The 22,294-nt window shown below is 63.4% G+C and carries 16 protein-coding genes; 7 read left to right on the forward strand and 9 right to left on the reverse strand.

Annotated elements, in window-relative coordinates:
• Positions 1-143: 143 nt before the first annotated feature.
• Positions 144-2,621, forward strand: a complete 2,478-nt coding sequence (locus tag J3349_RS03780; RefSeq protein WP_158396675.1) for an MMPL family transporter — start codon at positions 144-146, stop codon at positions 2,619-2,621.
• Positions 2,608-6,366 carry a hypothetical protein gene (locus J3349_RS03785; protein ID WP_207676483.1) on the forward strand — a complete coding sequence of 1,253 codons (3,759 nt, stop codon included), beginning with the start codon at positions 2,608-2,610 and terminating at the stop codon, positions 6,364-6,366. Before J3349_RS03780 ends, J3349_RS03785 begins: the two co-directional genes overlap by 14 nt.
• Positions 6,367-6,680: 314 nt before the next feature.
• Here J3349_RS03785 and J3349_RS03790 read toward each other — a convergent pair whose 3' ends face one another.
• A complete protein-coding gene (locus J3349_RS03790) occupies positions 6,681-7,547 on the reverse strand; it encodes a patatin family protein (protein WP_158396678.1) in 867 nt (288 codons plus the stop codon).
• Between the two features lie 291 nt (positions 7,548-7,838).
• On the opposite strand from J3349_RS03790, the gene J3349_RS03795 reads away from it, so the two are divergent.
• Positions 7,839-8,432 (forward strand): xanthine phosphoribosyltransferase, encoded by a 594-nt coding sequence (locus J3349_RS03795; RefSeq protein WP_158396680.1) that lies wholly within the window; start codon positions 7,839-7,841, stop codon positions 8,430-8,432.
• Positions 8,433-8,485: 53 nt separating this feature from the next.
• On the opposite strand, the gene J3349_RS03800 is transcribed toward J3349_RS03795, so the two are convergent.
• Positions 8,486-10,378 (reverse strand): penicillin-binding transpeptidase domain-containing protein, encoded by a 1,893-nt coding sequence (locus J3349_RS03800; RefSeq protein ID WP_207676484.1) that lies wholly within the window; start codon positions 10,376-10,378, stop codon positions 8,486-8,488.
• A 92-nt stretch (positions 10,379-10,470) separates the two neighbouring features.
• Between J3349_RS03800 and J3349_RS03805 the strand changes: the two genes are divergently transcribed.
• From J3349_RS03805 to J3349_RS03820, 4 genes are all read left to right on the forward strand, one after another.
• Positions 10,471-11,583, forward strand: a complete 1,113-nt coding sequence (locus J3349_RS03805; RefSeq protein WP_207676485.1) for a putative peptidoglycan glycosyltransferase FtsW — start codon at positions 10,471-10,473, stop codon at positions 11,581-11,583.
• Positions 11,584-11,975: 392 nt separating this feature from the next.
• Complete coding sequence (locus J3349_RS03810) at positions 11,976-13,322, forward strand: UDP-N-acetylglucosamine 1-carboxyvinyltransferase (RefSeq protein WP_242699490.1); 1,347 nt, start codon at positions 11,976-11,978, stop codon at positions 13,320-13,322.
• Positions 13,323-13,410: 88 nt separating this feature from the next.
• Positions 13,411-14,583: a cell division protein FtsZ gene (gene ftsZ / locus J3349_RS03815; protein WP_158396686.1), complete on the forward strand. Its 1,173-nt coding sequence runs from the start codon at positions 13,411-13,413 to the stop codon at positions 14,581-14,583.
• A gap of 51 nt (positions 14,584-14,634) precedes the next feature.
• Entirely contained in the window at positions 14,635-15,162 is a 528-nt protein-coding gene (locus tag J3349_RS03820) for a hypothetical protein (RefSeq protein WP_207676486.1), read from the forward strand.
• Positions 15,163-15,216: 54 nt separating this feature from the next.
• Here J3349_RS03820 and J3349_RS03825 read toward each other — a convergent pair whose 3' ends face one another.
• The 7 genes from J3349_RS03825 to J3349_RS03855 form a co-directional block, all read right to left on the reverse strand.
• Positions 15,217-15,792, reverse strand: a complete 576-nt coding sequence (locus tag J3349_RS03825; RefSeq protein ID WP_207676487.1) for an HD domain-containing protein — start codon at positions 15,790-15,792, stop codon at positions 15,217-15,219.
• Position 15,793: 1 nt separating this feature from the next.
• On the reverse strand, positions 15,794-16,015 hold the full coding sequence (locus J3349_RS03830) for a PC4/YdbC family ssDNA-binding protein (protein WP_015563648.1): 222 nt from the start codon (positions 16,013-16,015) through the stop codon (positions 15,794-15,796).
• Positions 16,016-16,116: 101 nt separating this feature from the next.
• Positions 16,117-16,563: a hypothetical protein gene (locus J3349_RS03835; protein WP_207676488.1), complete on the reverse strand. Its 447-nt coding sequence runs from the start codon at positions 16,561-16,563 to the stop codon at positions 16,117-16,119.
• Positions 16,564-16,746: 183 nt separating this feature from the next.
• Positions 16,747-19,560: an SMC family ATPase gene (locus tag J3349_RS03840; protein ID WP_207676489.1), complete on the reverse strand. Its 2,814-nt coding sequence runs from the start codon at positions 19,558-19,560 to the stop codon at positions 16,747-16,749.
• On the reverse strand, positions 19,557-20,696 hold the full coding sequence (locus tag J3349_RS03845; protein ID WP_207676490.1) for an exonuclease SbcCD subunit D: 1,140 nt from the start codon (positions 20,694-20,696) through the stop codon (positions 19,557-19,559). Before J3349_RS03845 ends, J3349_RS03840 begins: the two co-directional genes overlap by 4 nt.
• A gap of 427 nt (positions 20,697-21,123) precedes the next feature.
• Positions 21,124-21,603, reverse strand: a complete 480-nt coding sequence (locus tag J3349_RS03850) for a peptidoglycan-binding protein (protein ID WP_207676491.1) — start codon at positions 21,601-21,603, stop codon at positions 21,124-21,126.
• A gap of 53 nt (positions 21,604-21,656) precedes the next feature.
• On the reverse strand, positions 21,657-22,268 hold the full coding sequence (locus J3349_RS03855; protein ID WP_207676492.1) for a stage II sporulation protein R: 612 nt from the start codon (positions 22,266-22,268) through the stop codon (positions 21,657-21,659).
• Positions 22,269-22,294: the final 26 nt, after the last annotated feature.

Consider the following 22,294-nt stretch of genomic DNA (forward strand, 5'->3'; position numbering starts at 1 on the left):
TCATTTGTACAAATATTTCCCTTCGAATTTTCACAAAATCACCAAATGTAGTTTATCGGACGGAGGTTGTTTATGAGACGACTGCGCAGCCCATCCCCGGGGATGAAACTGCAAAAAAATCACGACAAAGGAGGACGGACGCTTTGAACGAACACGAAAAACCACAGATAGACTTCATGCACAAGCTTGCGCGCCAGATCGTAGAACGCCGCAACCTTGTGTTCCTGTTTGTCATTCTGGCTGCAATCTTCACGGTGTTCTCGGTGCGGTGGGTCAAGGTCGAGACCGACATGACCACCTACCTGCCCAAGACCTCGGAGACCCGCATGGGCCTTGACATCATGGACGAGCAGTTCACGACCTACGGCTCTGCCGACGTCATGGTGGCCAACATCACGCCCGCTGAGGCCGATGAGCTTTCCGACAGGCTCACCGAGCTCAAGGGCGTCCAGATGCTGGACTACGACGACACGACCGACCATTATAATAAGGACGCGGTGTCGGCCCTTTACTCCATCACCTTCGACTACCCCGAGGACGATGACCAGTGCCTCGAGGCCCTCGACCGGGTGAAGGAATACCTCGCCGACTACGACATCTACGTCTCCACCTCGCTGGGTAACACCCAGCAGGAGACCATTGATGCCGAGGTGAGGGTCATCATGGTGTACGTTGCCGTCATCATCGTCATCGTCCTGCTCCTGACGTCCCAGACCTACGCCGAGGTGCCTGTCCTCATCCTCACCTTCGTGGTGGGCATGATCCTGAATATGGGTACAAACTTCATGCTCGGCACCATCTCCTTCGTGTCCAACTCAGTCACGAACATCCTGCAGCTGGCGCTGTCGCTGGACTACGCCATCATCTTCTGCAACCACTTCAAGGAAGAACACCAAACCATGCCTCTGAAGGAGGCCGTCATCGAGTCCCTGAGCAAGAGCATCCCCGAGATCAGCTCCAGCTCCCTGACCACCGTCGGCGGCCTTGTGGCTATGCTGTTCATGCAGTTCCGCATCGGCTCCGATATGGCCATCTGCCTCATCAAGTCCATCCTCTTTGCGATGCTCTCGGTGTTCGTGGTCATGCCCGGCCTGCTGATGCTCTTCGGACCCTACATGGATAAGACCAAGCACAGGAACTTCGTGCCGGAGATCCCCTTCGTGGGCCGCTTTGCATGGCGCACCCGCAAGGTCATCCCTGTCATTTTCCTGGTGGTCATCCTCATCGGTTACCACTTCTCGAACCTTTGTCCCTACGCCTACGGCTACGATGTCATCAAGGTGCCGAAGATGAACGAATCCCTCATCGCGGACCAGATGATCGAAGAAAACTTCACCAAGTCGAACCTCGTGGCACTCGTCTACCCCAAGAACGACGATTACAGCATCGAGAAAAAGATGCTGGAGGAGCTGGAAAGCTGCGATGAGATAGACTCCACCAAGGGTCTGTCCAACATCGAGGCCCAGGACGGCTATATGCTGGAAGACGAGCTCACCGCCCGCCAGTTCTCCGAGATGGCCGACCTGGACTACGAGGCCGCCCAGATGATCTACACCGCCTACGCCATCGAGAACGAGGAGTACGGCCAGGTCATCGGCAACTTCGCCTCCTATAAAGTGCCGCTCGTGGATATGTTCCTCTACGTCTGCGATGAGGCCGACACCGGCATCGTCTCCCTCTCTCAGGAAGACCTGGACGACCTCCACGACGCCCGCGACCAGATGGAGAGCGCACTGGCCCAGCTGCAGGGCGACGACTACAACCGCGTCCTCATCTACCTGAGCCCCTCTCTGGAACCCGGCCAGACTACTTATGAGTTCACCGACACCATCCGCTCCATCGCCCGGAAGTATTACCCGGACGGCGAGCTCTACATGGCCGGTGACGCCACCAACGAGTACGATTTCCAGAAGTCCTTCGCCATCGACAATGTCGTCGTCAACGTCGTGTCCATCTTCATCGTCCTGCTGGTGCTGCTGTTCACCTTCCAGTCCGTCGGTATGCCCATCCTGCTCATCGTGGTCATCCAGGGCGCTATCTGGATAAACTTCTCGTTCCCGTATTTCATGGGGACCAACCTCTACTTCATGGGCTACCTCATCGTCAGCTCCATCCAGATGGGCGCGAACATCGACTACGCGATCGTCATCGCCACCCGTTTCAACGAGCTGAAGGATAAGATGGAGCACAAGCAGGCCATGATAGAGACCATCAACTTCGCGTTCCCGACCATCCTGACTTCCGGCACCATCATGACCGTGTCCGGCATCCTCATCGGCCAGATGACTTCCGACGCCTGCATCGTGGGCATCGGCCAGTGTCTGGGCCGAGGCACCATCATCTCCATCATCCTCGTCCTCTTCGTCCTGCCTCAGATCCTGCTCATCGGCACCCGCATCGTGGACCGTACCTCCTTTGCTGTGCCGAAGCTGGTGGCCCGCAGCAGCGGCAATGGCCGTATGCGCGTCAACGGCATCGTGCAGGGCGAGATCCACGGCTCTGTGGCCGGTACGATGAACGCCATCGTGGACGGCGACGTCCAGCTGACCGTCATCTCGGGCAACGTCTCTCAGGAACTGGACGACAATAAACAACAGGAGGTGCAGAATGAAGACCAGTAACCATCTGCTGCGCCGCCTGACGGCTGCGCTTCTGGCCGCTGTGCTGGCGCTGAGCATCGCACTGCCGGTGTTCGCGTCTGACGACGGCGATACCATTTACATCAACAGCGTCTCGGACCTGCTTTCGCTGGCCAAGAGCTGTGCCTACGACCAGTGGTCGGTGGGCAAGACGGTTATTCTACAGAAAGACCTCTCCCTCGAGGGGATGCTGTGGGAGCCCATCCCGTCCTTCAGCGGACAGTTCAAGGGCAATGGCCACACCATCTCGGACCTGACCATTACGGGCCAGTATTCCCCGGCGGGCCTCTTCGGCATCGTGGAGGAACAGGGCTCCATCGAATCCCTGAGCGTGCGGGGCATCGTGTCTGTCTCTGACTCTGCCGACACCACCACCGGCGGCATCGTAGGCATCAACCACGGTACCCTCATCAACTGCCAGTTCACCGGCGTCGTCACCGGCGACAGCGAGGTGGGCGGCATCGTGGGCCGCAACGAGTCCGAAGGCACCATCGACCACAGCACTGCCCGCGCCATCGTCACCGGCAAATCTTCCACCGGCGGCATTGCAGGCTACAACCTCGGCGCCATCACCGGCTGCACCAACGTGGGCAGCATCAACACCGAATATCAGGAAGCCTCTCTCGACACCGACGGCTTCACCGCCAAGATGGTGGACCAGATCAACAACAAGATGGCCGCCGCCGATGACGACGCCACCAATTCCGTCACCAACGTCGCCACCGACACCGGCGGCATCGCAGGCCGCTCCTCCGGCATGATCCTGACCAGCGTCAACACCGGAACTGTCGGCTACGAGCATGTTGGCTACAACGTGGGCGGCATTGTGGGCCGCACCGACGGCCTCGTATCCGGCTGTGTCAATCAGGGCCATGTTCTGGGCCGCAAGGACGTGGGCGGCATCGCCGGTCAGGCGGAACCCTATCGCGAACTCGACCTCTCCAAGGACACCATCAAGCGTCTCCGTTCGGAGCTGGATGTTCTGCGCGGCCTTGTCGATGACACCACCGGCGTCGTCGAGAACTCCACCACCAGCATCTCCAATTCCTTCAGCGCCATGACCAGCCAGATGGATACCGCCATTGCAGCGGCACGCCAGCTGGACGATCAGGCCAGCGACTACGGCGACGAGGTGGCTGACGAGATCGACCGCGCCTCCACTCTGCTGGCCGATACCCTCACCAAACTCGAACCCGTCATGGACACCGGCGAAGATGCCATGACCAAGCTGACCGACGCCACCGGAAACCTCAAGTGGGCCATGCGCGAGATGGCCGCTGAGATGCTGATGGCATCCAGCGCCCTCAGCAAGACCAGCGACGGTCTGGGCAAGGTGAGCGACGCGGCCGAGGATGGCCGTGACGGTATGTCGGCTATCTCTGAGGGTATCAAACAGCTGTTGGAGTCTGTTGATACCGGCGATGACAGCGCTGCCTCGCAGGCCATCTCCGGCATCCTCTCCGCATACGACTCCCTGTCCTCGGACAAGAAGTCCGACAAGAACCTCAAGACCGGCATTGAGCTGCTGAAGGTGGCCAACTCCGTGGCCAGCGTCTTCACGCTGGGCAGCGGCATGGCCCCGGCAATGAAGGCCGTCACCGCAGGCATGGGCCTGCTGCGCACGGCGTCCCTCCTGTCCAACGACAGTGACATTGCCCGTGCTACTTCCCAAATCGCAAGTGCTATCGGCACCATCTCTACCATTGCCACCCAGATGGGCGGCATCGTGGGCAGCGCTGCCAAGTCCGTCTCGGCCTCCGACCACCCCGAGCTGGCTGCGGCTCTGACCAAAGCCTCTGACGCGCTGGACGGCATGGGCAGCATCACCGACGGCATAATGGACAACATCAAGGACTGGGTCGGCAATAACGGCGGCGGCAGCATCAAGGATGGTCTCGATCAGCTGAGCGATGCTTCCGACAAGCTGAGCGACGCCATGGATGACCTGAGCGACTCCCTCGACCTGCTCAAGACCGACGCCGCCCTCACCAGCGCAACGCTGGCGCATACCTCTGTGGCTCTGGGCCAGATGCAGGACGGCCTCGGCGGCCTGACCGATATGATGGGCCAGACCCGCGACATCCTCCACTGGCTCAACCAGCAGGACCCCATCAAGGTGCCTCGTCCCTCGGCAGAGCTGACCAACACCAAGGACTCCCTCTTTGATGCTGTCAGCTCCATCAACGACAAGATGAACGACATCAACAGCACCATGCGCACCGCCAGCAACCAGCTGACCGACAAGATGCGCGCCGTGACCGCACAGGTCAGCGTCGTGTCCAACCTGATGCTGGACGCCGTGGAAGAGATCAGCGACCCGGGCAGCAAGACCATCTACGAGGATGAGTCGGAAGACCTCATCGCTTCCCAGTCCGACGGCAAGATCGAGAACAGCATCAACCGCGGCACCATCGACGCCGACATGAACGTGGGCGGCATCGCCGGTACTATGGGCGTCGAGAACCTGCTGGACCCCGAGGAGGACAACAAGGACGAGGGTACCTCGCTGCTGCGCACCTCCTATACCGTCAGCGCCGTCCTCACCGGCAACATCAACGAGGGCAGCATCACCGCCAAGAAGGATATGGTTGGCGGCATCGTCGGCCAGGAGGAACTGGGCCTTGTGACGGCCTGCGAGTCCTACGGCGACGTCACCGGCGTCAATCAGGTGGGCGGCGTTGCCGGTGCGGCCAGCGCCAAGCTCCGCAGCAACTGGGCAAAATGCGCCCTCAGCGGTGAAAAGTACATCGGCGGCATCGTCGGTCAGGGTACCGACAGCGACCTCACCGACGGCAGCCTCATCGCCATCAACAACCGCGCCATCGTCTCTGTGCTGGAAGGCCAGCAGTACGTAGGTGCTGTCTCCGGCGGACAGGACGGCGACTTCTATGGCAACCTCTTCGTCTCCGACGATCTGCAGGGCATTGACCGCCTGAGCCGCGTCGGTCAGGCAGAGCCGGTCACCTATGAGACCCTGCTGGCTCAGGAGAATGTGCCGGACTCCTTCCGCAAGCTGACCCTGACCTTCAAGGCCGACGGCCACATCATCAAGAAGATCAGCTTTGACTACGGTGCGTCCTTCACGCTGGACGACTACCCCGAGATCCCCCAGAAGAATGGATACTACGCCGAGTGGAGCACACCCGTCCTCGACCAGCTCCACACCGACACCGTGGTCAATGTGGAGTACACGCCCTACATCCCGTCTCTGAGCAGCAGCGTCACCCGCGAGAACGGACGTCCCGTTTTCTTCGTGGACGGCTTCTTCGGCGGTTCCAACGCCGTGCAGGTCACCCAGCAGGACATCACAGCCGATGTCCACGGTGTGACAGAGCAGTGGCTGCTGGAGTTCACCGATGACGGCAATGAGACCCACCAGATCCGTTATCTGACCCCCGGCAAGGCCAAGGGCAAGGTCTACGTCAAGCAGGCCGACGGCAGCTGGCATAAGGTGGAGACGGGCAGCTTCGGCAGCTACACCACCTTCACCACTACCGGCACCGAGGTCGAAGTGGCTTTCGTCCCTGCAAAGCTCCCCATCTGGGCCTTCTGCGCCGGCGGCGCAGCCCTGCTGGTGCTGCTCCTTCTGCTGGCAAAGCGCATCAAGTCGAAGCGCGGCCCCAAGGGCGAAAAGCCCCGCAGGGAGAAGAAGAGCAAACAGCCCGAGACGGCGGACACCCCCGCCGATGAGCTGGATACCCCCATCTCTGAGACGGATATGCAGTAAGTTATAAGAAAAGCAGGAGCTCCATCCGAATGGATGGGGCTCCTGCTTTGTTTGTAGGTTAGGCTCGTCTTCGTACAACCTCTCAGTCTCGCTGCCGCTCGACAGCTCCCCTAGTAGGGGAGCCTCTGGCGAAGAGGCGAGGCTTCACGAAATGCCAAAGCCTCCCCTCGATAGGAGCAACAACGACGACCGCCGCCAGTGGCGGAAACAGGGAGTCGCTGTTGGGGCCGCGGCCAGCAAGACGCAAGCAAAGCGCTGCGGCTGCTGGGTGCCGCAACCCGGGCAGTGGCACGGCGTCAGCCGTGACGGAGAGGTTATTCCTCCGTCTCCTTCACATCGTTCAGGAACGCCTCTATCTTATCAATCTGGTTCTCCGCCACGGCGCGGCCCGTCTCGTAGACCCGGCGCAGCTGGGCGGGGTCGCGCTCCATAGCGCCGATCTCCAGCGGGATGGGCGGGCGGATGACATAGTCCTTGCCCGATGCCTCCTGCATGGCGATGTAGGAGAGGGCCTCGTTGTATCGCTCGTGACGGTCGGCCACCGCTGCCACGAAGGCCGGATAGCGCAGATACCGCGCACGGATGGCGGGCAGCATGGGGTTCTTCTTTTTCACGAAGCCCTTGGGCTGGGTCAGGATGATGAGGTTCCGCTTGTAACCCAGGCTCTCGAAGAAGCGGACGGGGATGGAGTCGGCCACGCCGCCGTCCAGCAGGGAGTAGTGGCCGATCCTGACGGCTTTCGCCGCCAGCGGCATGGACGCCGAAGCCTCCATCCAGCGCACGTCCTCGGCGTCGCCGCTGCGGCACTTGTGGTAGATAGGGTCGCCGGTGTGCAGGTCGGTGCAGACGACAAAGAAGTCCATGGGCGAAGCGCGGAAGGCCTCTTCATCGAAGGGATCCAGCTTTTCCGGCACCTCGTGGTAGCAGAAATCCTCGCTGTAGAGGTTGCCGGTGCGCAGCAGATTGCGGAAGCTGGCGTAGCGCTTGTCGTTGCAATATTCGGTGTTATAGCGGATGACACGGCCGATCTGGTGCGACTTGAAGTTGCAGCCGAACACCGCGCCCGCCGACACGCCGATGGTGCCGTCGGTGGTGAGGCCGTGCTCCATCAGGACATCCAGAACGCCTGCGGTGAACATCCCCCGCATGGCACCGCCCTCTAATACTAACCCTGTCTTCATATACTGACTCCTTTTCCCGGTGCGGCCCTCGTCGGCCGCAGCAAGCCGTTTCCGGTTGCTACCAGTATACTCGATTTTGCGCAGAAAACAAGAGACAACTGCACAAATCGCCCGCCCTGAGACACAGACCGTACCGCAAAAGTCGTACTTATAATCGAAAGGGCTGAAAAAACCGGAGAGAACGAGTCAAATTTGGGCAGAAAAAGCCTTGCCAACCGGGAAAGTATCCGGTATACTGATATGAAATATTGACCGTTTTGTGACAGGAAAATTGGGAGGAAGAGACGAACTATGAAAATGCTGGAAGACCGCATCCGCAAAGACGGCATCGTCCGTGAGGGCAACGTGCTCAAGGTGGACAGCTTCATCAACCATCAGATGGACATTCCGCTGTTCCGCGAGATGGCAAAGGAGTGGAAGCGCCTGTTCGATGGCAAGCCCATCAACAAGGTGCTCACCATCGAGGCCAGCGGCATCGGCATCGCGGCTGTGGTGGCCAGCGAGTTCAACGTGCCGGTGGTGTTCGCCAAAAAGTCTATGAGCATCAACCTGGACTACGACAACTACGAGACGAAGATCCAGTCCTTCACCCACAAGAAAATTTATAATGTCATCGTCTCCAAGAAGTTCCTCACCCCCGAGGACCACGTTCTCATCATCGACGACTTCCTGGCCAACGGCTGCGCCCTGCTGGGTCTGCTGGAGCTGACCGAGAAGGCTGGTGCCACTGTCGAGGGCATCGGCATCGCCGTCGAGAAGGGCTTCCAGCAGGGCGGCGACCTCATCCGTAGCAAGGGCATCCAGCTGGAGAGCCTCGCTATCGTCGAGTCCATGGACAACGCCACCGGCGAGATCGTGTTCCGCGACCAGCCGCAGCAGAGCTGAAAAATATCGACCTTCCAAGACCGCCGTCCAGCGGTCTTTTCTTTTGCCCATTTTTACGCCCCGTCGAAGCTGTCGCCGTCCTCGGGAAGGTCGGCGGAAGTCTCAGCGTCGGAAGCAGGCGTATCCGGGACAGCGGCGCGGGGGATACCTTCATAGACCAGCGTCTGCTCGAGGACCTCGGCACAGACCGGGGCCGAGAGGCTGCCGCCCGCTGTCGTCCAGCTGTGGGGCTCGTCGAGGCAGACGAGACACAAAAACTGGGGGTCGTCGATGGGAGCCACGGCCACAAAGCTGGCGATGCGGGCCTTCTCGTCGGCGCTGTCCAGCTTCTGGCTGGTGCCGCTCTTGCCGCCTACCCGGTAGCCCGCGATCCGGGCGTTCCGGCCGCCGCCGTAGAGGACGACGGCTTCCATCATCTCCCGCATGGTGCGTGAGGTCTCCTCTTTCAACACCTGCCGCTTGCAGACGGGGGAGAGGTGGTCGATGACTTCGCCCTCCGGGCCGAGGATGTCTGAGACGACGTAGGGCTGCATCAGCCGCCCGCCGTTGACCACGGCGCAGACCGCCGACGCCATCTCGAGGTAAGAGATCTTGCTGCTCTGCCCGAAGGCGCAGGACGCCAGCTCCACCGGCCCCATCCGGTCGGCGGTGTAGTAGAGGCTCTTTTTCGGCTCGGCGGGCAGGTCGATGCCGGTGGGCGCGCGGAGGCCGAAGGCCGCAAAGTAGTCGCAGAACGCCTCTTTGCCCAGCCTTGCGCCGATTTGGATGAAGCTCTGGTTGCAGGAGTTCTCAAGGGCCTGAGTGACGGTCTGCGCGCCGTGGCGCTTGTGGTTGGCGCAGTGGAAGCGGGTGCCGGCCACCGAGATGCTCTCGCCGCAGTAGAAGCTGGAATTTTTGCTCACAGCCCCGGTGTCCAGCGCCGCCGCGCAGGTGATGAGCTTGAAGACGCTGCCCGGCTCGTAGAGGTCGCTGACGGCCTTGTTCCGCCACTGGGTCTGCTGGGCCAGCTGCAATGCCGCCGCCCGCTCGTCGCCGGAAAGCCCCTCTACGGCCTTCCGGGCGGCCTTGTCGGCCAGCACACGGGGCTGGTTGGGGTCGTAGGCGGGGGTGGTGGACATGGCCAGCACGGCCCCGGTGTTCACGTCCATGACGATGCCCACGGCACGGGCTGCGACGTGGTGTTCCTTTACCGCGTAGCCCAGCGCGTTCTCGAGGTAGTGCTGGATGCTGGCGTCGATGGTGAGCCGCAGGCCGTCCCCCTCGGTGGGGAAACGCTCGGTCTCATAGCTCTGCTCGAGGGTGTAGCCCCAGGCGTTCACCGCCGTGAGGACGACGCCGTTTTCGCCGGTGAGCAGGTCGTCATACTTCAGTTCGAGGCCCGAGACGCCCGCGTTGTCCACATTGGTGAACCCCAGCACCGAGGCCAGAAACTCCCCCTGCGGGTACCAGCGCTTCGAGTCCTGATTGATACGGATGCCGGTGATGCCGTTTGCCTCGCAGAAGTCCCGCACGGCGTCGGCCATGACTCGGTCTACCCGGTAGCGCAGGAGGCAGTCGTTGGAGTGGCGGTCGCTGAATTTCTCGAGAAGCTTCCCTTCGTCCAGCTCCAGGATCTCCGCCAGCCCCTTGGCCGCGAGGGCGAGTTTATCTTCCGGCATCTCCCGGGGCGAGGCCCGGAGGGTCCAGCAGCTGCTGTTGGCCGCCAGAAGGACGCCGTCGGCGCTATAAATGCGGCCCCGGTCGGCGGGGACGACGGTGTCCCGCAGCTGCTGACCCAGGGCGCGGTCGGTGTACCAGCCGCCGCCCAGCACCTGCAAAAATAAAAGCCGCACCGCCAGACCGCAGCAGACCAGACAGAACACCCCCGCCACCAGCCTTGCCCGGGCGCGGAACGCCCGTTCCGGCAGGGTGCGCAGGGCGTCGGCGGGTTTTGGCGATTCGGACATGAGACAGCACCTCCCTTCCTGCAATCATATGCGCGAGACCCCGTGACTAGCCGTCCGCCCCGGTGCGTACACTAAAGGGAAGGGGGGAGAGGATGAAGAAGAGGATCCTGCGTCCGCTGCCCGGCATGGACCTGCCGTTTCTGATACTTGTGCTCACGCTGGTGGGCTTCGGGCTGGTGATGCTGGCCAGCGCGTCCAGCGCCGTGGCGCTCTACCGGCGGGGCGACGCCTGGGCCTATCTGCGGCCTCAGCTGCTCTACGCGGCGCTGGGACTCTGCGGGATGTGGCTGGCCAGCCGGGTAGATTACCATATCTTCCATAAGCTGGCGTGGCCGCTGCTGGGGCTGTCACTGATATTGCTGGCGGCGGTGCTCTTCATGCCCGAGTACAACGGCTGCAAGCGGTGGCTGGTCATCCCGGGGTTCGGCACCCTGCAGCCCAGCGAGATCGCAAAGTTTGCGGTGGTGCTGGTTTTTTCCCACATCATTGCACTGAATCACGACCGAATGAAGGATTTCAGCGTGGGTGTCCTGCCCTTTGCGCTGGTGCTGGGGGTGGTGGCGGCCCTGATGCTGCTGGAGCCGCACCTGTCCGGCACCGTCCTCATCCTCGGCATCGGCGCAGTGCTGATGTTCGTGGGTGGTACGGGTCTGCGGTGGTTTTTGCTGGCGGGCGCGGGAGGCGTCGGGGCCATTGGTGCGGCGGTGGCCGTCATGCCCGACCTCGTCCCCTACGCCGCCGACCGGCTCCGCTCCTGGCTCGATCCCTTCGCCGACCCGCTGGGCGATGGCCACCAGACCATCCAGAGCCTCTATGCCATCGGCTCCGGCGGGGCCACCGGCCTCGGTCTGGGGGAAAGCCGCCAGAAGCATCTTTTCGTCCCCGAGCCTCAGAACGACTTCATTTTCTCCATCGTCTGCGAGGAACTGGGCTTCGTGGGGGCCTGCGCAGTGGTGGGGCTGTTCGTGCTGCTGCTCTGCCGGGGCATCACCATCGCAGCCCACGCGCCCGACCGGTTCGGGGCGCTGCTGGTGGTGGGATTCGTGGTGCAGGTGGCCCTGCAGGCGGTGCTGAACGTGGCTGTCGTCACCAACACCATCCCCAACACCGGCATCTCGCTGCCCTTTTTCTCCTCCGGCGGCACCAGCCTCATGATGCTGCTGGGGGAGATGGGGGTGGTGCTGGGGGTATCACGTGGGAGCTGAGCCGACCGCCGCCAGCGGCGGAAACAGGGAGGCGAAGCTCGGGCCGCGGCCAGCAGGATGCGAGGCCCGCACCAAGGGCCGAAGCAGACGCTGGGAGCCGCAACCCGGAGAGATGTAGAGGAAAGGCGCTGCTCTGTACAACCTCTCAGTCTCACTTCGTTCGACAGCTCCCCTAGTAGGGGAGCCTCTGGCGAAGAGGCAAAGCGCTACGGAATGCCAAAGCCTCCCCTACTAGGGGAGGTGGCACGGCGAAGCCGTGACGGAGAGGGTAAGGTTGCTGCCGGGCAGCACGCCTAGATAGACTCACAAACACATTCACAAACTCAAATCGTGACATCCGCCCCTGCTTTTGCATATTGTGGGGTATCTTTTGCGGAATGGGGGCAGCGGATATGACACAGCAGAGCGGGCGGATTTGGGTGATGGGCGGACGGCCGCTGAACGGCACAGCGGCAATACCTGCGGCGAAAAACAGCGTACTTCCGCTCCTTGCGGCGGCGCTTCTCTGCCGGGGACCGGTGCGGCTGCGGGCCGTGCCGAGGCTGTCGGACGTGGAATGCAGCCTCGGGCTGCTGCGGGGCGCGGGGTGCGCCGCCCACTGGCAGGGGGCAGACATCGTGGTGGCCGGGATGCCCTCAAACAGCACTCTTCCGGGAGAAACCGCAGCACAAATGCGGGCCTCCATCCTCTTCTGTGCGCCGCTGCTGGCGCGGCTGGGCCGGGCTGAGACTTCGCTGCCCGGCGGGTGCAATATCGGCGCCCGGCCCATCGACTTACATCTGGAAGGTCTGGCCCGGATGGGGGCAAAGGAGCTGGACGCCGGGGCGGGAAAGCTGGTGCTGGCCGCGCCGGGGGGACTCCACGGGACAGACTTCACCCTCCGCTTCCCCAGCGTGGGGGCAACGGAGACATTGCTGCTGGCCGCTGCCTGCGCCCGAGGCACCACCGTCCTGCGGGGCGCGGCGCGGGAGCCGGAGATCTCTGACCTTGCCGACTTCCTGAACCGCTGCGGCGGGCGTATCGAGGGCGCGGGGACTTCGACGATTCACATCGAGGGGCGGCGGGCGCTTTCCGGCTGCGATTTTTCGCCTCTGCCGGATCGCATCTTCGCCTCCACACTGGCCTGCGCCGCCGCTGCTGCCGGAGGGCGGGTGGAACTCACCGGATGCCCGCCCGCGCTCTATGCGCCGGTGCTGGAAATTCTGGAACAAATGGGCTGCGCCGTGGAGCGGGGCGCAGACCGGGCCGAGGTGGCACGTTTCGGGCGGCTGTACGGGGCGGGCCGGGTCTTCACCGGGGTGTACCCAGGTCTCGCCACCGACGCTGCGCCCCTGCTGGCCGCTGCCATGCTCTGTGCCGAGGGGGAGAGCAGCATCGAGGACGTCGTCTTCGAACGGCGATTCGGCTGTGCGGAGGGCTTCGAGCGGCTGGGCGGGCGGGTAAATCGGTCAGGCCGGGTGCTCTCTGTCGGTCCGCTGCCGGAAAGCGGCCTCCACGGCGCCACCCTCACTGCGCCTGACCTGCGGGGCGGCGCGGCACTGGTGGTGGCGGCTTTGTCGGCACGGGGGAAGAGCCTCGTGGAAGAGACTCGTCATATCGACCGGGGCTATGCCGGCCTGTGCGAAGTTCTGGCCTCTTTAGGGGGACGAATTGGCAGAGAAATGCCGCCCCTTGACGCCGCTGTGAAAAAAATACCATCGAAAAAGCAAATTTATCTTGCATTCGGGGCCAAAAGATGATACGATACTGTTATATAGTAGCAGTAATGTTGAGTTCTATCCTGCGCCAAGGCGCGGTCTACGATAAAATCCGATGGAGGACAATGATATGGCACTCATGCTCGACGAAGAAATGGACGAAAACGTAACGACGATAAAGGTCATCGGCGTGGGCGGCGGCGGCGGCAACGCCGTCAACCGCATGGTCAGCGACGGCCTGCAGGGCGTCGAATTTATCGCAATGAATACCGACCAGCAGGCACTGGCAAAGAACCATGCCGCCACCAAGGTGCAGCTGGGTTCCAAGCTTACCAAGGGCCGCGGTGCAGGTGCTGACCCCGAGATCGGCCAGCGCGCTGCCGAGGAGAGCAAGGACGAGATCGCAAACGCTCTGAAGGGCTCCCAGATGGTCTTTATCACCGCCGGTATGGGCGGCGGCACCGGCACCGGTGCTGCTCCTGTGGTGGCCGAGGTGGCCCACGATCTGGGCATCCTGACCGTGGGCATCGTTACCAAGCCTTTCTCTTTTGAGGGCAAGCGGAAGATGGGTCTGGCTGAGCAGGGCATTGCAAATCTGCTGATGCACGTGGACAGCCTCATCGTCATCCCCAACGAGCGCCTGAAGATGATCAGTCAGGAGAAGATCACCCTGATGAACGCCTTCCAGGCCGCTGATAACGTGCTACGTCAGGGCGTCGAGTCCATCTCCGCCCTGATCAATGTGCCGGCCTTCATCAATCTGGACTTCGCCGACGTGCGCTCCATCATGAAGGACGCCGGCTACGCTCACATGGGCGTCGGCAGCGCCAAGGGCGCCGGCAAGGCTGAGAACGCTGCCAAGGCCGCTATCTCCTCTCCGCTGCTGGAGACCAGCATCGCCGGCGCACACGGCGTCATCATCAACATCACTTCCAGCCCCGACATCGGTCTGGAGGATGTCGAGACTGCCGCCGGCCTCATCACCCAGAGCGCACATCCCGATGCGAACATCATCTGGGGTACTGCCTTCGACGAGAACCTCTCCGATGAGATGCGCGTTACCGTCGTGGCTACCGGCTTCGACAACAAGGCCGCTGACGGCCTGCGCAGCACGCTGGGTACTGCTGCCGCCGGTACTGCTCCCGGCGTGACGGCTTCTGCTCCGTCCGCTGTCTTCAGCGCCGAGGTCAACACTCCTTCCGTCGCTTCCGGCAATGCTTCTGCCGCCAAGCCCGTGGAAGAGGAGAACAGCGACACCAGCTACTACGACGACCTGCTGGCGATCCTGAACAAGCGTAGATAAGCGCAAGAATAGAGAACCCCTTGCGCAGAAAAAGCGGAAGGAGGCCGTACCGTGGAGCAGCAACAGACGAAGCTGCCGCTGGAGTGGCTGAGCAGCCGCCGGACGCCGGAGCTGCATCGGTTGGAACAGCTCTGCCGGGAGACTGCCCGGGAGCATCGCTGCGCCCAGCGCAGACTGCAGGAGGTGGAAGAGGCGATGGCATCCGAACGGGAGAAGTCATGCCCTGAGGCTCTGCCCGCTGCGTCCGGGCCGACCCAGCTCGAGCAGCTGAGCCGGAAGCTCAACGCGGCCAACGCCGAGCTTCGCCGCTATGAGACACGGATGTTCGCCTACGAGCGCACCATGCTGGCCCTGCGGAAGGAGAACGCCGAGCTGACCGCCCGGTGTGAGGAGCTGCGGAGCGAGCTGGACAAAATATCCACCGCCCCGCTGCGGCTGGATGTTCCGTCCGCACTGCCCACTGTCCCGTTCCCGGAGACGGCAGCACAGACACCGCCTGCTGCGGACCGTCAACCGAAAACAAAGCTGGAACACCTCGGCGACGAAGTCCTGGCCGAGCTTTCGAAACTGATGCCGTAGGAAAAGTAAGAGTTAAAAAGACCACCTGTCAAAAGACAGGTGGTCTTTTTTGTATCATTCGCCCCGTTGTTCCAGCAAATAGGTCGCCTCGAGGTCGGCGATGTGGAGCTTGACGGCGAGAGGGTACTTCTCGAAGGCACCCGACATGGCAAAGCTGCCGCCCCGGACAGCGTCGTCGAAGCCGCCCATGTGCCAGCGGATGGCCACGGCCTCTTCCACCTTCAGCTTCATGAACCGCTCGATGAGGAAGACGCTCTTCTCGCCATGGCCGTAAGGGAACATGTCCTCCACGCTGTAGCTGGGGATTTTCTCCCACTGACCCGTCGCCTCGTTCTTCACGTTGCGGGTGCCTTTTTTGTAGAAGTTGGCCTTGCACAGGTCGTGGAGCAGTGCGCAGATGGCGAAGGTCTCTTCGCTGTCCTCGTCCGGCGTGAAGAAGGTGCCGTGGAGCACGCGGTAGACGTTCAGGCTGTGTGCACACAGCCCGCCATCGCAGGCCCCATGGAAGCGGGTGGACGCCGGCGCGGAGAAGAAGTCCGTCTTGCTGTCCATCCAGTCCAGCAGCTTCTCGCTGCCGGGCCGGGTGATGTGGGTGCGGAATATCTCCAGAAATTCCTCGCGGTCCGTCATCTTACAGCTCCATATCCTCGAGGATGCCCTTCAGGATGGCCAGCTCGTCGTGGCTCAGGGAGATGCCTTTGCCCATGCGGGTGCCGTCCGGGGACCAGTCGCGGATGTCGTACTTGGGTTCGCCTTCGTTCCAGCTGATGAGGTTGAGCTGGCGCTCCCAGCCGCGGGGACGCTCTCCGAGGACTGCGATGCGCTCAACGATCTCGTATTTGATTTCTGCCATAGTGAATTACCTGCCTTTGCTTTGTTTGCTACCATAATAAAAGAAGCGCGCGAAGATTTCAACAGGTAATTGGAAAATAATTTCTGAATTTTACATCTCTTTCAACCGTAAGGCGCTTCTTCGCGCCACTCTACCAGCTGTAAAACGCCGCTTTCATCCTCCTCCGGCGCCGGGTGGGGGCTTTTGGTGTGCTGCTGGGGGCCAAACAGCCCCTGCCCGTACTGGGTCATCACCCCGGGGGAGCGGCCCGCCAGAAACTCGGCGGCGTTCTTCTGCCGACAGGCCGCAGGGGTGCCGTCGGTCATGGGGATGCTGCAGTCCGGACGGGGCTGCGGGACTTCCGGCGGCGGGAGCTGCACATCCGGGCCGTCCGGCTGCGACGGCGGCTGCTGGGAGCCGCGACCCGGTTTTGGCGGTTCCGTGACGGGCGGCTGACCGGGTTCCGCGCCCAAAGGCGGACTGACCATGCTGCTCGTCTCCTCCGGCGGGCCGCTCGGCCCGGGCGCATCCTCAAGCTCATGGCGGATGAAGGGCGTCAGAGATTCCATAAAAAACACCTCCGCACCTAGGGTGTGCGGAGGCGGGGGAGAATATGCGGGGGAAAAATTCATGCAATCTTTTCTACGCCTTTTCGACTGCTTTCTCAAAAAAGTTGACTTTTTGACCCAAACAAACTGCATTGAGTTGCAGATACCGAAGAAAAATACAAAACAGGAAGAGAAGGGAAGCGGTCACACAATGACCTCCACCGTGCTCCCCCCGCTGCGGGCCTTTTTTACGACCACCTGTTTGTCGATGCGCTCCTTGAGCGCGGCAACGTGGGAGATGATGCCCACGAGGCGGTCGCCCTCGGTGAGGCCGGCGAGGACCCGAATGGCCTGCTCAAGGCTTTCGTCGTCCAGCGAGCCGAAGCCTTCATCGAGGAAGAGGGTGTCCAGCCGGATGCCGCCCGCCGCGCTCTGAACCTCGTCCGAGAGGCCCAGAGCCAGCGCCAGTGAGGCTTTGAAGCTCTCACCGCCCGAGAGGGTCTTGACGCTGCGGCGGGTGCCGTTGTAGTGGTCGATGACGCCGAGGTCGAGGCCGGACTGGCTGCGCTGGTTCTCGGCACCCACCCGCTCCAGCTCGTACTGCCCGGCGGTCATCTGCATGAGGCGGGTGTTGGCGTGGACGAGGATGGCGTCGAGGTAGTTCATCTGGATGTAAGCCTCGAGGCGGATCTTCTGTTTGCTGCTGAGGGTGCCGCCCGCCGTGGAGGCGAGGGCGTTCACCCACTGCCAGCGGCGTTCCAGCTCCGCCCGGGCGGCGGCGTGCTGACGGTAGAGGTCAGCGGCCTTCCGGTTGGGCAGGAGGCGGGCCGTCAGGGCCTTTTCCTGAGCCGCGAGAGCGGTGCGCCGGGCCGTCAGAGCGTCCCGCTGGGATTCGAGGGCGGGCAGGTCGGCGGCTTCGCCCGCTTCCATCTGCTGGGCCGTCAGGGCCGTGACTGCGGCCTCGGCAGCGGCGTAGTCCTGCCGGGCCCGGGCCAGAGCCGACGCAGCGGCATCCATCCCGGCCCGGAGGGCGCAGCGCTCGTTTTCCAGCCCGGCCAGCGCCCGGCGGGCTTCTTCCCGGTCGGCGGCGGGCAGAGCGGCCCGGGCCTCGGCACACTGGGCCTCCAGAGCCTTGGCGGAGGCAGACTGCCGGGCGGCTTCCTCAGCGGAAGCCCGTGCCTCGGCCTCGAGGGCAGAGCGCTGGGCGGTCTTTTTCTGCCGCTCGTCCTCCTGCCGGGCCTTGGCGGCGAGGGCGGCGGCATTCTGCTTCTGAGCCTTGTCGAGGGCTTCCTGTGCGGCGTGCAGGGCTTCGCTTTCTTCGGCCAGAGCCGTCTTCAGAAGCGAGACAGTCAGCTTCACCGGCCCCTCCGGTGAGGTGAACCGCTCCGGCAGCAGGGCCTCGGCGTCCCGGCGGAGGGTGGCTTTGGCCTCCCGGTCTGCGGCCACGGCCTTGGCGGCGGCCGCACTGGCTTCCTGTGCGGCGCGGTCGGCCTCGTCGGCGGACTGTCTGGCCGCGTCTACCCGGGCCTGAGTGGGGGCTTCGGCGGGCAGAACGGCCCGCTTCGGGTGATGGGTGCTGCCGCAGACGGGGCAGGGGGTGCCGTCCGTCAGCCCTTCGGCCAGCAGGCCCGCCTGCGCGTTGAGAAAGGCCCGCTCGAGGTGGTCGCGGAGGGCGTGGGCGCGCTCCTTTGCGCCGTCGGCGAGAAGATAACGCTCTTGCGCCTGCCGTGAGGCCTGCCCCCGGCGCTGCCCCTCGGCGAGGCTCTGGGCCAGCTGCGCGAGGGCCGTTTCCCGCCGGGTCAGCTGTTCGGCCCGGGCCTCAAGGCTCACGTTCTCGGCCTCCGCGCCCCCAAGGGCGGCGAGGCTCTGCTCCAAAGCGGTCAGTTCTCCGTCCAGCTGCCCGAGGGCGGCGCGGCGCTTTTCAGCTCTGGCGTTCTCGAGGGCGGCGGCGTCCCGGGCGGCAGAAAGCTTCTTTTCGAGGCTGTCCAGCCCGTCGAAGGCCGCGAGGTTGGATTTTGCCCGCTCGAGCTTTCCGGCCAGAGCGTCCAGCGCGGCGGAATCCCCGGCGTGGCGGGCCGCTTCGGCCTCGGCGGCGTCCAGAACGGGCCGCAGAGCGTCCTGCCGGGCCTGCGCGGCGGTCAGCTCGAGGCGGAGCTTCTCGGCCTGTTCGGCCCGGCCCAGCGTCTGCTGGAGCTTGTCCAGCTTTGCCTCGGCCTCAGTCCGGGCGGCGGTGGCGGCGCTCAGCGCCTGCTCCTGCCCGGCCAGCAGGGCGTCCAGAAGGGGCAGCACCGCTTCCGGCGACGCCTGCCCGCCCGCCTCGCAGAGGGGGGCCAGCTCGTCCAGAACGGCTTCGTCGGCGTCCCCTTCGGCCCAGCTCAGGCCGGAGAGCAGCTGCCCGATGCGGACGCTCTGCTCTTCCCGCTGGCGGGTGAGGGCGGCGTTCTCGGCCTGCAGCCGCTCCTGGAGACGCTGGTAGGGCTGGGTGCGGAACAGCTTGCGGAAGATCTTGCTCCGCTCCTCGGTGGAAGCGTTGAGCAGCCGGGTGAACTGCCCCTGAGCGATCATGGCGATTTGGGAGAACTGGTTGTAATCCAGCCCGATGATGTCCACCACGGCGGCGGTGACGTCCTTAGCCCGGGTGACGGGCGGGCGGCCGTCGGCGTAGGTGAGGCAGGCGTCGGCCTTTTCGGTAGTGAAGCCCTCGCCCCGGGCTTTCGGGCGGAGGTATTCGGGATTGCGGCGGACGGTGCAGCGCTGCCCCCGCACCTCAAATTCCAGCTCCACGAAGGTGGGGGTGCCGGGCTCGGCGTACTTGCTGCGGAGCATGGCCCCTTCCCGGACGCCGCCGCTGGAATGGTCGTAGAGGGCGTAGGTGATGGCGTCGAAGAGGGTGGTCTTGCCCGCGCCGGTGTCGCCGGTGACGAGGTAGAGCCCGCCTCTGCCCAGCTGGGCGAGGTCCAGAACGGTCTCGGCGGCATAAGGCCCGAAGGCCGACAGGGTCAGTTTCAGGGGCCTCATGCTTCGTCCTCCTTCCAGATGTCCTCGATGAGCGATTGGCAGAACGCCGCCTGTTCGTCGGAGAGGGGCTGGCCGTTCTGGGCCTCGTAAAAGGCCGCAAAATGCTCGAGGGGCGTCTTGCTCTCGGCCCGGGCAGCGGCGTCGGGCGTCTCAGCGGCCCGGGTGCGGCGGTTGTCGTAGTCCAGCCGCATGAGGTTCGGGTAGATGACCCGCAGCCGGGCCAGCGCGTCGGGAACGTCCTGCTCGTCGGTGAGGGTGATGTGAAGGTAGTCGTCCGTCGGCGTGCCGTCGTAGGCCCGGCGGTCGGTGAGCTCCATGTAACTGCCCCGCAGCTCCCGCAGGTCGTGCCGGGGGGTGAGAGGCGCGGCCTCGAAGCGGACGCTGCCCTTTTCGCCCAGGGTGACGAAGAGAGCGGCTTTGTGCTGAAGGGCCTCGGAGAAGGAATATTTGAGGGGACTGCCTGCGTAGCGGACGGTGTCCCGTCCCACCTTCTGGGGACTGTGGAGGTGGCCCAGAGCCACATAGTCGAAGCCCTCGAAGAGGGAGACGTCGATGCTGTCCACCCCGCCCACGCTGGGCTCTTCGCTCTCGCAGACCGCAGCCCCGGCCACGAACTGGTGGGCCACCAGCACGTTCCGGCGGGCGGGGTCGGGTGCGCAGGCGTTCAGCACGCAGCCGATGGCGTCGTTGTAGCTCTCGATCTTCTCGTCCGGGAAGACGTGCCGCACGGCGGCGGGCTTCAAAAAGGGCAGGAGCCAGACGTCCACCGGGCCGTATTCGTCCGTCAAAGTGATGGGCGCGGGCGGTGCGGCAAAGACCGGGCTGACGTACACCCGGCTCCCCGCCAGAAGCTGTGCGCCGAAGGCGATGCGGTCTGCCGAGTCGTGGTTGCCGCTGACGGCAAAAACGGGCAGTCCCCGCGCCGCAAGCTCGGTGAGGAACCAGTCCAGCAGCCGCACCGCCTCGGCGGGCGGCACGGGCTTGTCGTAGAGGTCGCCTGCCAGCAGAACGCCGTCCACGGGCCGGGCATCCAGCAGGGAGAGGACCTGCTCTAAAATGTAGCGCTGGTCGTCCAGCATGGAGAATTCGCAGACCCGCTTGCCCAGATGCAGGTCGGAGAGGTGAAGGAAACGCATGGGGACACCGCCTTTCGTTGGGATGATTTTATTATAGGAGAGTTGGGGGCGTTTGTCGAGGGGGTGTAAATTTTCTATGCAATGCTTGACTTTTGCGCGGGATGGCATATAATAAACTCAGGAATGTGAATACTCCATTGGTTTCACCCCAATGGAAAAGCCCCCAAGGAGCCGCGAACTCCCAGGGGGCTTTCCTTTTAATTAGGCTTTGCGGTTCTCATCGTATCTGTCAAGCCATTTGCAGATGAACCGCGACGTTACATCTGCTGCGACAGACACCAAGAATGTGAATATATACTCCATTGCTTCACCCCCTCTCCCGTGGATTACGGGGTGAACCGCAAAGCAAGTATATCATAAATTCTGACAAAAAGATATGTCAAATCGAAAAGAGCCTCCCCTTTCGGGAGGCTCTTCCGTCTTCACGTCACGCGGCAGGGAACATCTTTTCCCAGGTGTCCTTGCCCACGGAGCCGTCGGAGGTCAGGCTGTGGCGGGTCTGGTAGCGCTTGACGGCGGCGACGGTGCTGGCACCGAACCTGCCGTCGGTGGTGAGCCGCTCGCCCTCGGCGTTGAGCTTCTGCTGCACCAGCCGGACGCAGCCACCCACGCTGCCGCTCCGCAGCACGATGCCGGGGTAGGGGACGATGAGGCCGTGCTTGGCCGTGTAGCGGGCGTAGAGCACGTTCCAGGTGTTCGCGCCCACTTTGCCGTCCTCTTTGAGGCCGTACCGGAGCTGGAACTCCAGGACAGCCTTCTCGGCGTTTGCGCCGAACTTTCCGTCCACGGTGAGGGCAGCGTGCCAGGTGCAGCTGTCCCGGATGCCGTTGAGCCAGGTCTGCACAAGGGCCACGTCCGGGCCGGAGCTGCCGCGCTGGATAAGCGAGTAGTAAGCAGGAATTGCCATAGTGTTGTCACACTCCTTCCGCGCTCATCCTATGCGGCGTGCCGATGGCCTGTTCACCCGGCCAGCACCACGTCCTCCCGGGGCGCGGTGAGGCCGCCCCACCACTCCACGAACCGGAACCGGACGATATACTCCCCGCAGACAAGGTCATTTTCGGCAGGCGTGTCGTACCCGCCGCAGGCTGACCGGCAGAGACCCGGGTAGAGCACGCACCACCAGTTCCGGCCTGCCCGCCGCGTCCCGATGTCCAGCCGCACCGCGTCGTACCGCCCGGCGGGCAGAGCCCCGCCGTCATAGCGCCGGGTGGGAAAGTACATATTCACGAGGCAGGCTTTCACCGGTGCGCGGATGCCGAGAGAGGCCAGTGTCTGGCGGGCCGTCAGCTCGAAGCGGACGAGGTTTTCCGCCGCCCACGCCCGGGCATCGGCCCGGCTGTCCGCCGGGCAGGCTTCGTCGGTGAGGACCAGCACGGCGTCCCGGACAGCCAGCTTCGCGCTCTGGTCGCGCACGGAGTCGGTGTCGGCCCGGATGTGGAGCCGCAGGGTGTCGGCGGCAAGCTGGTCGGCGGTGGTGAGCTGGCTCTGCGCCCAGCCTGCCTCCAGCGACAGTAGAAGACAGAACAGCAGCGAGGCGCACAGCGCCCCCATTTCGCGGCGGGATAACATAAAAAACAGGCCCCCTCATGGAAAGT

Source organism: Faecalibacterium sp. Marseille-P9590, from assembly GCF_017377665.1.
Lineage (GTDB): Bacteria > Bacillota > Clostridia > Oscillospirales > Ruminococcaceae > Faecalibacterium.

What these genes read in the sequence shown, in the direction of transcription:
- J3349_RS03855 (WP_207676492.1), bottom strand. Translation starts at nt 22,268, where the DNA reads ATGTTATCCCGCCGCGAAATGGGGGCGCTGTGCGCCTCGCTGCTGTTC.
- J3349_RS03850 (WP_207676491.1), bottom strand. Translation starts at nt 21,603, where the DNA reads ATGGCAATTCCTGCTTACTACTCGCTTATCCAGCGCGGCAGCTCCGGC.
- J3349_RS03830 (WP_015563648.1), bottom strand. Translation starts at nt 16,015, where the DNA reads ATGGCAGAAATCAAATACGAGATCGTTGAGCGCATCGCAGTCCTCGGA.
- J3349_RS03825 (WP_207676487.1), bottom strand. Translation starts at nt 15,792, where the DNA reads ATGACGGACCGCGAGGAATTTCTGGAGATATTCCGCACCCACATCACC.
- J3349_RS03785 (WP_207676483.1), top strand. Translation starts at nt 2,608, where the DNA reads ATGAAGACCAGTAACCATCTGCTGCGCCGCCTGACGGCTGCGCTTCTG.
- J3349_RS03845 (WP_207676490.1), bottom strand. Translation starts at nt 20,696, where the DNA reads ATGCGTTTCCTTCACCTCTCCGACCTGCATCTGGGCAAGCGGGTCTGC.
- J3349_RS03810 (WP_242699490.1), top strand. Translation starts at nt 11,976, where the DNA reads ATGACACAGCAGAGCGGGCGGATTTGGGTGATGGGCGGACGGCCGCTG.
- J3349_RS03795 (WP_158396680.1), top strand. Translation starts at nt 7,839, where the DNA reads ATGAAAATGCTGGAAGACCGCATCCGCAAAGACGGCATCGTCCGTGAG.
- J3349_RS03805 (WP_207676485.1), top strand. Translation starts at nt 10,471, where the DNA reads ATGAAGAAGAGGATCCTGCGTCCGCTGCCCGGCATGGACCTGCCGTTT.
- J3349_RS03835 (WP_207676488.1), bottom strand. Translation starts at nt 16,563, where the DNA reads ATGGAATCTCTGACGCCCTTCATCCGCCATGAGCTTGAGGATGCGCCC.
- J3349_RS03800 (WP_207676484.1), bottom strand. Translation starts at nt 10,378, where the DNA reads ATGTCCGAATCGCCAAAACCCGCCGACGCCCTGCGCACCCTGCCGGAA.
- ftsZ (WP_158396686.1), top strand. Translation starts at nt 13,411, where the DNA reads ATGGCACTCATGCTCGACGAAGAAATGGACGAAAACGTAACGACGATA.
- J3349_RS03840 (WP_207676489.1), bottom strand. Translation starts at nt 19,560, where the DNA reads ATGAGGCCCCTGAAACTGACCCTGTCGGCCTTCGGGCCTTATGCCGCC.
- J3349_RS03790 (WP_158396678.1), bottom strand. Translation starts at nt 7,547, where the DNA reads ATGAAGACAGGGTTAGTATTAGAGGGCGGTGCCATGCGGGGGATGTTC.